Source organism: Pantoea sp. Sc1 (assembly GCF_000255315.1).
GTDB lineage: Bacteria > Pseudomonadota > Gammaproteobacteria > Enterobacterales > Enterobacteriaceae > Pantoea > Pantoea anthophila.
This window is the reverse complement of sequence record NZ_AJFP01000001.1, coordinates 1,772,765-1,785,572: the sequence shown is the minus strand read 5'-3', so window position 1 is coordinate 1,785,572 and position 12,808 is coordinate 1,772,765. Positions and strand designations below refer to the sequence as shown.

Genomic DNA, 12,808 nt, shown 5'->3' with positions numbered 1-12,808 from the left:
GATTAATCCAGACCCAGCGTGCCACGAAGTAAGGAAAGATCTTCCGCCAGGGCGGTGACAGGCCCTTTCAGCGCATTGCGGTCAGCCGTACTCAGTTTCTCATACGATTCGAAACCGGTCTTCGTGCGGTATTTGCTCAGGATCGCATCCACTTTTTTGAAGTTGGCATCGACCTTCGCCAGCAGCTGCGGATTGGCTTTGCTGACCAGCGGGCGCAGCAGATCAACGATTTTCTGAGCTCCATCAATATTTGCCTGGAAGTCCCACAGGTCGGTACGGCTGTAGCGATCTTCTTCGCCGGAGATCTTGCTGGAGGCAACCTCTTCAATCAGACCGGCCGCGCCGCCCACCACTTTGGCCGGCGGGAAGGCCAGTTCACTGATGCGCACCTGCAAATCTTTCACATCTTTGTTGAGCTGGTCGGCATAGCCAGTCATCCCTTTAGTGCTGTTCTCCGCAAACAGCGTTTTCTCCAGACGGTGGAAACCGGTGAACTTAGGATCCTCCGCTTTCTTTTCATAGTCATCTTCACGGGCATCAATGCTGCCATCGAGATCGGAGAAGAGTTCAGCAATCGGCTCAATGCGCTCGTAATACTGGCGGGTCGGGGCAAACAGCGCTTTGGCTTTCTCGACATCCCCGGCTTTGACCGCATCGGTGAAGGCCTGCGTCTGGCTCACCAGCTGATTAACCTGCTCCGTCACCCAGGCTTTGTATTGCGTGATCGGGCCTTCCAGCTGCATCCGCGCGGAGGTTGCGCCGGGCGTCGCGCTCTCCCCCGCCTGCACAATCAGTTTGCCCTTTGGATTGCTCAGCAGACCGCAGGTCATCTCATATTCCCCGGCCTCCAGATTAGCGGTCAGCTTCTGGCTGAAGCCCGGCGCAATGTTTTCACGCTCTTCCACCACCAGCACACCTTTCAGAATCTCCCACTCCAGCGCTTTCTGGCTGTTATTTTTAATCAGAAACTGAGTTTTACCGGCCTTCACCGTTAAGCTCATCGGCTCACACTGCCTGTCGTTGACGCTTACGGTAACCTGAGGAACGGCTGCCGCCGCAGAAGCAGAAATCGCCAGCAGAGGAAGCAGCAGTGCCTTGCGGCGGAAACGCATTGTCATCTCTTTTTCCCTATCACGTTGCGGGCGTAAGATGCGCCCGTTAAAGGTCGTATTACACAGTGGCCGACGCAGCAGGACGCGCAGGCATAAAAAACAGAATCAGGGCCGGGATCAGGTAGACGAAGTAAAGGGTCACTTCACTGACGCTGGGGGCCTCCTGATAACCCAGCACGCCTTCCAGCAGGGTGCCAAACAGCGAATGGGTCGATAAGGTATTGCTGAGATCGAAGGCCACTTCCTGATAGTGATTCCACAGACCCGCCTCATGGAAGGCGCGAATCGCCCCTGCGGCCAGACCGGCCGCCACAAACAGAATAAAGACGCTGGTCCAGCGGAAGAAGTGCGCCATGTTCAGGCGGATACCGCCCCAGTAGAGCAGCATGCCCAGCACCACCGCCGTCGCCAGCCCCAGCACCGCGCCAATCGGCGGCGCATAACCGACATCCTGCGTAAAAGCGGCCAGCAGGAAGAAGACTGACTCCAGGCCTTCCCGCGCCACGGCAAGAAAGACCATCAGCACCAGTGCCAGACCGCCCCGGCCCGAACGTTGCAGCGCCTGGTCGACCGCCTGCTCCAGCTCAACTTTGATATTGCGCGCCACCCTGCGCATCCAGAACACCATGGAGGTGAGGATCACGACGGCGATCAGCGCCACAATGCCTTCGAACAGCTCCTGCTCTTTTTGCGGAAACTCGCCGGTGGTGGCATTGATAAACAGACCCAGCCCCAGGCAGAGTGCCGCGGCGACAAAGACGCCTGCCCACATGGCCGGAAACCACTGGGTGCGCTGGGTGCGTTTGAGGTAGCTGGCGATCAGGCTGACAATCAGCGCGGCTTCAAGTCCTTCGCGCAGCATGATGAGAAAGGGAACGAACATTGCCAGCCTCTTGAATGTTAAGCAGCGTCAATTAACGGTAAATTCAGGTAAAGTGTAAACGATACCGATTATCATTATCGCTGCGAAAAAAACAAGTTGCCGATGGAGATAATTGCATTTCTGAGGCTTTTATCTTTGTAACAAAAAGGCCCGCCCCCTGCGGGACGGGCCTTCACTCCTGACGCTCTGCTTATTTGGTCTGGAACTCCGCCTCAGCGGCGGCAAAACGCTGCTGCGCTTCGGCTGAAGGTTCACGTCCCATCAGGCTGAAGAGCACAATCGCGATGCTGGCGAAGATGAAGCCTGGGATGATTTCATACAGACCCAGCCAGCCATACTGTTTCCACACCAGCACGGTCAGCGCACCGACAATCATACCGGCCAGCGCACCGTTGCGGTTCATGCGCTTCCAGCAGACGCCAAACAGCACGACCGGTCCAAAGGCCGCCCCGAAGCCCGCCCAGGCGTAGCTGACAAGACCCAGTACGCGGTTTTCCGGGTTAGACGCCAGTGCAATCGCGATCAGCGCCACCAGCAGCACCATCAGACGCCCTACCCACACCAGCTCCTGCTGGCTGGCGTTTTTACGCAGGAAGCCTTTGTAGAGATCTTCAGTCAGGGCGCTGGAGCAGACCAGCAGCTGACAGCTCAGGGTTGACATCACCGCCGCCAGAATCGCTGACAGCAGAATACCGGCAATCCACGGGTTAAACAGGATGCGTGCCAGTTCGATAAAGACGCGCTCTGCGTTGTCGTTGACGCCGGTCGCCAGCGACGGGTTGTTCTGGAAGTAGGCGATACCAAAGAAGCCAACAGCGACCGCCCCCGCCAGACAGAACACCATCCACGCCATGCCGATGCGACGTGCGGTGCGGATTGAGCGATGCGAATCCGCCGCCATAAAGCGCGCCAGAATATGCGGCTGGCCGAAGTACCCCAGGCCCCAGCCGAGCAGCGAGATCACCGCAACGAAGTTCAGCCCTTTCAGCATGTCGAGATTTTCCAGGCTTTTCGCCTCAATCACCGCCAGCGAATCAGACCAGCCGCCCACCGCGATAATCACAAACACCGGCGTCAGGATCAGGGCGAAAATCATCAGGCTGGCCTGAACGGTATCCGTCCAGCTCACCGCCAGAAATCCCCCCACCAGCGTATAAAGGATGGTGGCTGCCGCCCCCGCCCACAGTGCGGTCTCATAGCTCATGCCAAAGGTGCTTTCAAACAGACGCGCACCGGCAACCACGCCAGAGGCGCAGTAGATGGTGAAGAACACCAGGATCACAATGGCCGAAATCACGCGCAGAATTTTGCTGTGATCTTCAAAGCGGCTGGTAAAGAAGTCTGGCAGCGTCAGCGCATTGTTGTGGTGTTCGGTCTGAACACGCAGGCGGCCGGCGACGATTTTCCAGTTCAGCCAGGCACCGATGGTCAGACCGATCGCAATCCAGCTCTCAGAGATCCCTGAGATGAAGATCGCCCCCGGCAATCCCATCAGCAGCCAGCCACTCATATCTGAGGCACCCGCAGAGAGTGCGGTGACCACACTACCCAGACTGCGGCCACCCAGGATGTAGTCATCAAAGTTTTTGGTCGAACGGTAGGCCACAAAACCGATTAACACCATCCCAAGTATATAAACCACAAAGGTCACCAGCATTGGTGTACTTACACTCATCTGTCTCTCCACTTATTTTTTGATATCCCAGAGAAATCGCCAGCTACCCGCCTGCCGGAACGGGGCAGGACGGGCCGATTGTTTTCGTCAGGGCGTCAGTCATTTCCCAGCGGCGCGGTATCCTGCCGGAAAGGCGTGGCGCGCACAATGGATTTAACACAGGCGTTACAGTGATTTCACTAACCGGTTGTGAAAAAGTGTCCAGAGGTTGCACTCGCTCACAGTTATCCGGTTGCACCACCGTGTAACCTGCCGGAAACCCGCATTTTATCGGGTCTGCCAACCTGGCGAGGATCTTGCAGCAATATCCGTGCCGAATTGTCAGATTTAACAATTGGCGATGTCACAGGGGTGTTAACTGGCTCACATTTAACACGGTTGCACAAAGTTGCAACTTAAGTGATAGTGCAGCCCACGCCGTATCGAACCACTATTAAGGAGCCTGGAAGTCATGGGTACAACCACCATGGGTGTAAAACTGGATGACGCGACACGTGAGCGCATCAAACTGGCCGCGCAGCGCATCGACCGCACGCCACACTGGCTGATCAAACAGGCGATTTTTAACTACCTGGGCCAGCTGGAAACCGGGGATGCCGTGCCTGAGATCCCTCTCACTGCACAGGTCGCCGCCGAGTCTGACGACATCCAGCCAGAGGAGCTGCATCAGCCGTTCCTTGACTTCGCAGAGCAGATTTTACCGCAGTCCGTGACCCGTTCCGCCGTGACCGCCGCCTGGCGTCGTCCGGAGACGGATGCGGTGCCGATGCTGCTGGAGCAGGCGCGCCTGCCAGCGCCGCTGGCAGAGAAAACCCATCAGCTCGCTTATCAGCTTGCCGACAAGCTGCGGCACCAAAAAGGTGCAACCGGACGCGCCGGTATGGTGCAAAGCCTGCTGCAGGAGTTCTCATTATCGTCTCACGAGGGCGTGGCGCTGATGTGCCTTGCCGAAGCGCTGCTGCGTATTCCCGACAAGCCAACCCGCGATGCGCTGATCCGCGACAAAATCAGTAACGGGAACTGGCAGTCACACCTGGGACGCAGCCCGTCCCTGTTTGTCAACGCGGCCACCTGGGGTCTGCTGTTTACCGGCCGCCTGGTCTCAACCCACAATGAAGCGAACCTGTCACGCTCTCTGAACCGCATTATCGGCAAGAGTGGCGAGCCGCTGATCCGCAAAGGTGTGGATATGGCGATGCGACTGATGGGCGAGCAGTTCGTGACCGGGGAAACCATTGCCGAAGCCCTGGCGAACGCCCGCAAGCTGGAAGAGAAAGGCTTCCGCTACTCCTATGACATGCTGGGCGAAGCGGCACTCACCGCAGGCGATGCCAAAGCCTACCTGCTCTCCTATCAGCAGGCGATCCATGCGATTGGTAAAGCCTCCAATGGCCGGGGCATCTATGAAGGCCCGGGCATCTCCATCAAACTGTCAGCCCTTCATCCCCGTTACAGCCGCGCGCAGTATGAGCGGGTGATGGAAGAGCTCTATCCGCTGCTGAAATCGCTGACGCTGCTGGCGCGCTCCTATGACATCGGCATCAACATCGACGCCGAAGAAGCTGACCGGCTGGAACTGTCGCTGGATATGCTGGAGAAACTCTGTTTCGAGCCGGAGCTGGAAGGCTGGAACGGAATCGGCTTCGTCATCCAGGCGTATATGAAACGCTGCCCGTTTGTCATCGATGAGCTGATCGACCTGGCTCAGCGCAGTCGCCGCCGCCTGATGATCCGTCTGGTGAAAGGCGCTTACTGGGATAGCGAAATCAAACGCGCGCAGATGGAAGGTCTGGAAGGCTATCCGGTTTACACCCGCAAGGTCTACACCGATATCTCCTATCTGGCCTGCGCCCGTAAACTGCTCTCCGTGCCGAACCTGATCTATCCGCAGTTCGCCACGCACAATGCCCATACCCTGGCAGCCATCTATCAGCTGGCGGGCAACAACTACTATCCGGGACAGTATGAGTTCCAGTGCCTGCACGGCATGGGTGAACCCCTCTATGAGCAGGTGGTCGGCAAAGTGGCGGACGGGAAGCTGAATCGCCCCTGCCGCATCTATGCGCCGGTGGGGACGCATGAAACCCTGCTGGCTTATCTGGTGCGTCGTCTGCTGGAGAACGGAGCCAATACCTCCTTTGTTAACCGCATCGCGGATACCTCACTGCCGATTGACGAGCTGGTTGCCGATCCGGTGCTCGCCGTTGAGAAACTTGGGGCCAGCGAAGGCGCGATCGGCCTGCCGCATCCGAAGATCCCGTTGCCGCGTGACCTCTATGGCGAGAACCGCGTCAACTCTGCGGGTCTGGATATAGCCAATGAACACCGCCTCGCCTCACTCTCCAGCGCCCTGCTGAGCAGCGCCGCCCACCCTTACCTGGCCGAACCGATGATCGATGGCGAAGCGGGCACCGGTGAGCTGCACGACGTGATGAACCCGGCCGTGCCTGGCGATCGCGTGGGTCAGGTGCGTGAAGCGACAGAGCAGGAAGTGTCTGTGGCGCTGGATGCCGCCGTGAACAGCGGGCCAATCTGGTTTGCCACCCCGCCGCAGGAGCGTGCCGCGATTCTGGAGCGCGCGGCTCAGATCATGGAAGGCCAGATGCAGAAGCTGATGGGCATTCTGGTGCGTGAAGCGGGCAAGACCTACAACAACGCCATCGCGGAAGTGCGCGAAGCGGTCGATTTCCTCTATTACTACGCCGGCATGGTGCGCGACGATTTCGACAATGAAACCCATCGCCCGCTGGGCCCGGTGGTCTGCATCAGTCCGTGGAACTTCCCGCTGGCGATCTTCACCGGTCAGATTGCGGCGGCACTGGCAGCAGGCAACAGCGTGCTGGCCAAACCTGCCGAGCAGACGCCGCTGATTGCCGCGCAGGCGGTGCAGATCCTGCTGGATGCGGGCGTACCACCAGGCGTGCTGCAGCTGCTGCCAGGCCAGGGTGAAACCGTTGGCGCACAGCTGACCGGCGACAACCGGGTGCGCGGTGTGATGTTTACCGGCTCCACTGCCGTGGCAACCCTGCTGCAGCGTAATCTCGCCGGTCGTCTTGACCAGCACGGCCGCCCAGTGCCGCTGGTTGCGGAAACCGGCGGGATGAATGCGATGATCGTTGACTCCTCCGCGCTGACCGAGCAGGTGGTGGTTGATATCGTTGCCTCGGCGTTCGACAGCGCCGGACAGCGCTGCTCCGCCCTGCGTCTGCTCTGCATCCAGGAAGATGTCGCCGACCATACGCTGAAAATGCTGCGCGGTGCGATGGCAGAGTGCCGCATGGGTAACCCGGAGCGCTTCTCCACCGATATCGGCCCGGTCATTGACGCCGAAGCCAAAGCCAATATCGACCGCCATATTCAGGCGATGCGTAACAAGGGCTTCACGGTCTATCAGGCGGTGCAGGATAATCCGCAGGACAGCAAAGAGTGGAACAGCGGCACCTTTGTCAAACCCACGCTGATTGAGCTGGATCAGGTCAGCGACCTGGATAAAGAGATTTTCGGACCGGTGCTGCACGTGGTGCGCTTCACCCGCAACACGCTGCCGCAGCTGGTTGAGCAGATTAACGCTTCCGGTTACGGCCTGACGCTGGGTGTCCATACCCGTATCGATGAAACCATTGCGCAGGTTACGGCGAGCGCCCGGGTCGGTAACCTCTACGTTAACCGCAATATGGTGGGCGCCGTTGTTGGCGTGCAGCCGTTTGGGGGTGAAGGCCTATCCGGTACCGGTCCGAAAGCGGGCGGTCCGCTCTATCTCTACCGCCTGCTGGCGCATCGTCCGGATGGCGCGCTGCGTCTGACCTTCGATCGCCAGGATGCGGAGCGCCCGGCTGACAGCACGCTGCGTCACGCTCTGCTGGCTCCGCATCAGGCACTCAGCAGCTGGGCCAAAGATAAACCGGCGCTGGCTGAACTCTGTGATCGCTATGACCAGCTGGCCCAGGCCGGTGTGGTACGGCTGCTGCCCGGCCCGACAGGTGAGCGCAATACCTTCTCGCTGTTGCCACGCGATCAGGTGCTCTGCCTGGCTGACAACGAGCAGGATGCGTTGATTCAGCTGGCGGCCGTGACCAGCGTCGGCAGTAAAGCGCTGTGGCAGGATGATGAGCTGCATCGCACCCTGCGTGCCTCGCTGCCGGACGCGGTGAAAGCGCGCATTACGCTGGCGCGAGACCCGCTGACGGCGGAGTTTGATGCGGTAATCTATCACGGCGACGCCGATCAGCTGCGCGCCCTGTGCGAACAGATTGCCGCGCGTGACGGCGCGATTGTGTCGGTGCAGGGCTTCGCCCGCGGCGAGACGAATCTGCTGCTGGAGCGTCTGCTGATTGAGCGCTCACTGAGTGTGAATACCGCGGCCGCAGGTGGTAACGCCAGCCTGATGACTATCGGGTAAGGGGGCGGGTTGCCGGCGAGGTCGCTGCGCGGGTTGAGTCTGAGCAGGTTTCGTTCAGCTGGACGCTGGGCTGATGGGGTTTGCTGCGCGAGCGGGCTATGAGAAGGTTTCGTTCGCCGGGTAAACCGGGCAGTTTCAGCTTTGCCTCTGCAGGCGACCGACAAGGGGGCGCCAGTCGCCGCGCCCCCTTGACCCCAGGCTCCGGCCTGCCTCACCGCCGCTTCGCGGTTCCTTCGCTTCTTCCGGATTTCTCACGGACCGGCAGGACGCGCCATCCCTGGCGCGAACCTGCCTCTTCGCGACATCCCTGTCGCTCGTCCTGAAATCCCTCATCCGCTCAGCGGCTCAGACGGGCGACAGCCGGCGCGCCGTGCGCGGTGTCACCGGTTCAGCCGACGCCGCGGCGTGATTCCTCCTCCCGCTGTTAACTTTTCTATCTATCTGGCTCTCATATCGCGATGCGTTTAGGAGACTGCTTTAGCCTTCAGGCCAGCAGACGATGCTTCACATCAGAAAATAGAAGATTTCAAAGGCGGGGGAGAGGCATCCGGCGCGCTGAGGAGCAACCGGAGGCCAGGATGAGCCGACAGGACGTCGGCGAGAGGACGGCACGAGCCAGGGATGGCGAGTCCGGACGGTCCGTCGGCCGCAGGGCGTGACGAAGGCACCCCGCAACGCGGGGCGCGGAGGCTGCCGGACGCCGGGATTGTTAAGGGGCGGGCGTCCGCCCCTTGACGCGACCGCCTGCACGGGCAGGCTGAAACTCCCTCACGCCTGGCGGGCGAAACCCTCTCAGAGCCAGCCCACCACCAGGTAATCACTCCCACACCCGACAGACGAAACCCTCTCAGAGCCATCCCACCGCCAGGTAATCACTCCCGCCGCCAGGCGCTCCCCCTTTTACTGCGAAACCGCATTCCGCTGCCGCTTAAGCAGCGTCGGAAACAGAAACAGCGACTGCCCCACCCCGCGGTTGGTCAGCGACCAGATCGCCACGGAGCAGAGTGAGCAGAGCGCCACGATCACTACCGGATAGAAACAGGCCCAGAAAAATGAAAACCACGCCTGTTCAAACAGGTGATGCCGCTGCGCGAAGAGGATCGCAGACATACCAAAGAACTCGATAAAGATGCGGTGAATCACATAAATCTGCAGGGTATTGCGGCCCACCCAGTTGAGATAACGCATGCTGAAATGCTGATTCAGCCAGCGACAGGCCGCAATGCTGAACAACACCGCCAGCACACAAAGGAACAGACTCTTATCCAGACCGAAGATCACATGGATACCCGCCACGGCGGCCAGTATCGCCCAGGGCATGACGTTCTCACGACGCCATTCACTCAGACGCAGCATGGTCTGGCTCCAGAACGCGCCTAACAGGAAGAACAGGAAATACTGGGCCAGGCTCTGTGGTCCCCAGAACGGGATCACTTTCTCGACCGCCAGATAATTAAGCAGGATAGCCACCGCCACCAGGGCCAGCTTATATTCACGGAAAATTTTAGCGCAGAGGAAATAGAGTCCTAAGCCATAGAGATACCAGGAGGTACTCATCGCCATAAAGGTCAGCTTGAGAAACTCAAACAGCGAACCGGCATACGCAGCATTCAGGTTCTGTGAAATACGCTGCCCGGTAATTTCCGTGGAGATACCAATAATGGACCACCACTGAATAAAGCCCCACAGAATATAGAGATAAAAAAGATTGGTAATACGACTGGTAAATACCTGTTTCCAGGGCCGATTGAGAATACCGTTGGCGGCCAGCAATCCCGAAACAAAGAAAAAGGCTGGCATCCGTAAGGGTGACAGAACCGTATTAAACTGTATCCATATTTCGGCCGGGACCCATCCGGCGGAGAGATATTTTATTGTCCCTTCAAAACCGGGTAACACGGTGTGGTACAGGACCACCAGCAATATGCAGGCCCCCTTCAGGGTGTCTACCCACAATATCTGGTCTGATTTCGTCTGGCTCATTAATTGACTCCTGCTGCGTAGGTCAGAATGCGGAAAAGGAAAGCGAGGAAATCTCTGTGGCTTTTATGATTATCCAGCGATTATTCGCCATTGATGCCGCATTGAATGTAGCGAAACTCCTAAAACCCATTATCTGGCCCTGACGTTACCGTTATTTACTTAGCAGAACGTTTCCTTACACTTATTGATTTTCCCTGCTCTGCGCCCGATATCATCCGAAGCGATGAATTAAAGGAAAATAATCTTTGATAATACTGACGGGATAAATAAGAGAAAGCGGAAGAAATAAAAACCAGTCAGCCGTTGATGAAAAGAAAAGATTTGTCAGATGTGGCAAAAGGTTTAACCGCTTATCAGCGCATTATGGTACGGCGACCCGAAATAGCATGACAGCGCCCTATTCCGGATTAAACAGAGAGGAGTAAAAAGCAATGCGGCCTTCCGGAGAAGGCCACTGAATTACTGACTGAGGAACTTGTCGAGGAACTGGCGGGTACGCGGCTGCTGCGGGTTACTGAACAACGCTTTCGCGTCGCCCTGCTCCACAATGCGCCCCTGATCCATAAAGATGGCGCGATCTGCCACGTCGCGGGCAAAGCTCATCTCATGCGTGACGATCACCATGGTGCGTTTCTCTTCGGCCAGTGCGCGGATGGTGCTGAGCACCTCCCCCACCAGCTCCGGATCCAGCGCCGAGGTGGGTTCATCGAACAGGATCACCTCCGGTCGCATCGCCAGCGCACGCGCAATGGCCACACGCTGCTGCTGCCCACCCGACAGACGGCGCGGATAGCTTCCCTCTTTGCCGTGCAGGCCGACCTTCTCCAGCAGCGTGCGTGCGCGGGCGACGGCCTCCGCCTTCGCTTCGCCTTTTACGATCACCGGTCCTTCAATAATGTTCTCCAGCACCGAACGGTGGGGAAACAGATTGAAGTTCTGGAAGACAAAACCGACCTGCTGACGCAGACGACGCACCTGCTCTTTCTGTTTGCTCTGCGCCAGCGCGGCATCCACCGTAATCTCGCCGACCCGGATAGTGCCGCTATCCGGCACTTCCAGCAGATTAATACTGCGCAGCAGCGTGGTTTTACCTGAGCCGCTGGGGCCGATAATCGCCACCACTTCACCGGCGGCCACATCAAGATCGATGTCGTGCAGCACCGTCTGGCCATTAAATGATTTCACCAGCTTTCTGACTTCGATGGCACTCATTTCGACTCCGAATCCTGACGGTTAACATGCTGTTCCAGACGACTCTGCAACGCAGACAACACCGTGGCCATCACCCAGTAGATCAGCGAAGCCGCCAGATACATGGTAAAGACTTCCAGTGTCCGCGAGGTGATCAGCTGCGCCTGACGGAACAGCTCCGGCACCTGGATGGTCGCGGCCAGCGAGGTATCTTTTACCAGGCTGATAAAGCTGTTGCCCAGCGGTGGCAGTGCGGTGCGCGCCGCCTGCGGCAGGATAACCCGGCGCAGGGTTTGCCAGCGCGTCATGCCGATACTCGCCGCCGCTTCCCACTGTCCGCGCTCAATCGCAGCGATGGCGCCACGCAGGGACTCCGAGGCGTAAGCCGCGGTGTTGAGCGAGAGACCAATCATCGCCGAGGGGATCGGGTCCAGCTCAATGCCAAACTGTGGCAGGCCGTAGTAGATCATAAACAGCTGCGCGATCAGCGGGGTGCCGCGAAAAATCGAGACATAGATCCGCGACAGCACGCGAAACGGCCAGAAGTGAGACAGCCGCATCAGCGCCAGCAGAAAGCCCAGCAGCAGGCCGAAGAACATCCCGCCGATGCTGAGCTGCAGCGTGAACAGCGCGCCCTTTAATAAAAAAGGTGCTGAATCCAGCACCAGTTGAAGGCTTTCCTGCATTATTTCGTCACGTCCGCGCCAAACCATTTCTGAGACAGCTTGCTCAGCGAGCCATCTTTCTGCATATCAGCAATGGCCTGGTCGATCGCCTTCAGCAGATCGTCGTTGCCTTTACGCACGGCAACGCCCGCTTCCTGACGGGAGAAAGCGTCACCCGCTACCGCCATGGTATCGCCGGTTTTCTTCACCAGATCCAGCGCCGCCAGACGGTCAACCAGGATGGCATTCAGACGACCTGAGCGCAGATCCTGATATTTGGTCGGGTCATCATCATAGGTACGCACGTCAACGCCCTTAACGTTCTCACGCAGCCACTGCTCGTAGTTAGTGCCGAGACCCACGCCAACCTTTTTACCCGCCAGATCAGCCGGTTTGCTGATGGTGCTGGCGTTGGCCTTCATGGTCAGCGCCTGAATACCGGAGATGGTGTAAGGCGTAGAGAAGTCATATTTCTTCTTGCGCTCATCGGAAATGGTCACCTGGTTAATCACCACATCGATGCGCTTCGCGTCGAGGGAAGCCAGCATGCCATCCCATTTGGTCGGTTTCAGACTCGCTTTAACGCCCATGTGTTGTGCCAGCTGCTGCGCAAATTCCACTTCAAAACCGGTCAGCTTGCCCTGCTCATCCTGGAAGCTGAACGGCGGATAGGTGCCTTCCAGACCCACCAGCAGCGTGCCGCGCTCTTTAATCTTGTTCAGCAGATTTTCCGCTGCAAAGGTTTTAACGTTGACGCCCGCAATCAGCGCCACGGCCATAACGCCCATCACCATCTGACGACCTGCACGAGAAAAGGACATATTTACCCCATTTTTGACAGTATTGTGTGTGTGTTTTTATAAGGGCAGCACGGCGAGTCGCTGCCAGTCCGGAATGATA

8 protein-coding genes are annotated in these 12,808 nt (G+C 58.2%); 1 reads left to right on the top strand and 7 read right to left on the bottom strand.

What is annotated here, in order from left to right; translation table 11 throughout:
* Positions 1–2: 2 nt before the first annotated feature.
* The 3 genes from efeO to putP form a co-directional block, all read right to left on the bottom strand.
* Positions 3–1,118: an iron uptake system protein EfeO gene (efeO, locus tag S7A_RS08235; protein WP_009089641.1), complete on the bottom strand. Its 1,116-nt coding sequence runs from the start codon at positions 1,116–1,118 to the stop codon at positions 3–5.
* Positions 1,119–1,170: 52 nt separating this feature from the next.
* Positions 1,171–1,995 (bottom strand): iron uptake transporter permease EfeU, encoded by an 825-nt coding sequence (gene efeU, locus S7A_RS08230; protein ID WP_009089639.1) that lies wholly within the window; start codon positions 1,993–1,995, stop codon positions 1,171–1,173.
* Between the two features lie 190 nt (positions 1,996–2,185).
* A complete protein-coding gene (gene putP / locus S7A_RS08225) occupies positions 2,186–3,670 on the bottom strand; it encodes a sodium/proline symporter PutP (RefSeq protein ID WP_009089637.1) in 1,485 nt (494 codons plus the stop codon).
* Between the two features lie 451 nt (positions 3,671–4,121).
* On the opposite strand from putP, the gene putA reads away from it, so the two are divergent.
* A complete protein-coding gene (gene putA / locus S7A_RS08220) occupies positions 4,122–8,069 on the top strand; it encodes a trifunctional transcriptional regulator/proline dehydrogenase/L-glutamate gamma-semialdehyde dehydrogenase (protein WP_009089635.1) in 3,948 nt (1,315 codons plus the stop codon).
* A gap of 900 nt (positions 8,070–8,969) precedes the next feature.
* Here the strand turns inward: putA and S7A_RS08215 are convergent.
* From S7A_RS08215 to tcyJ, 4 genes are all read right to left on the bottom strand, one after another.
* Positions 8,970–10,052 (bottom strand): acyltransferase family protein, encoded by a 1,083-nt coding sequence (locus tag S7A_RS08215; RefSeq protein WP_009089633.1) that lies wholly within the window; start codon positions 10,050–10,052, stop codon positions 8,970–8,972.
* A gap of 459 nt (positions 10,053–10,511) precedes the next feature.
* Positions 10,512–11,264, bottom strand: a complete 753-nt coding sequence (gene tcyN / locus S7A_RS08210; RefSeq protein WP_009089631.1) for an L-cystine ABC transporter ATP-binding protein TcyN — start codon at positions 11,262–11,264, stop codon at positions 10,512–10,514.
* On the bottom strand, positions 11,261–11,929 hold the full coding sequence (gene tcyL / locus S7A_RS08205; protein ID WP_009089629.1) for a cystine ABC transporter permease: 669 nt from the start codon (positions 11,927–11,929) through the stop codon (positions 11,261–11,263). The genes tcyN and tcyL overlap by 4 nt, the downstream gene beginning before the upstream one ends.
* Positions 11,929–12,729 (bottom strand): cystine ABC transporter substrate-binding protein, encoded by an 801-nt coding sequence (gene tcyJ / locus S7A_RS08200; protein ID WP_009089627.1) that lies wholly within the window; start codon positions 12,727–12,729, stop codon positions 11,929–11,931. Before tcyJ ends, tcyL begins: the two co-directional genes overlap by 1 nt.
* Between the last annotated feature and the right edge of the window lie 79 nt (positions 12,730–12,808).

Bases quoted from the DNA above. Each gene is read 5' to 3' on its own strand.
- tcyL (WP_009089629.1), bottom strand. From the start codon at position 11,929: ATGCAGGAAAGCCTTCAACTGGTGCTGGATTCAGCACCTTTTTTATTA.
- tcyN (WP_009089631.1), bottom strand. From the start codon at position 11,264: ATGAGTGCCATCGAAGTCAGAAAGCTGGTGAAATCATTTAATGGCCAG.
- putP (WP_009089637.1), bottom strand. From the start codon at position 3,670: ATGAGTGTAAGTACACCAATGCTGGTGACCTTTGTGGTTTATATACTT.
- putA (WP_009089635.1), top strand. From the start codon at position 4,122: ATGGGTACAACCACCATGGGTGTAAAACTGGATGACGCGACACGTGAG.
- S7A_RS08215 (WP_009089633.1), bottom strand. From the start codon at position 10,052: ATGAGCCAGACGAAATCAGACCAGATATTGTGGGTAGACACCCTGAAG.
- efeO (WP_009089641.1), bottom strand. From the start codon at position 1,118: ATGACAATGCGTTTCCGCCGCAAGGCACTGCTGCTTCCTCTGCTGGCG.
- tcyJ (WP_009089627.1), bottom strand. From the start codon at position 12,729: ATGTCCTTTTCTCGTGCAGGTCGTCAGATGGTGATGGGCGTTATGGCC.
- efeU (WP_009089639.1), bottom strand. From the start codon at position 1,995: ATGTTCGTTCCCTTTCTCATCATGCTGCGCGAAGGACTTGAAGCCGCG.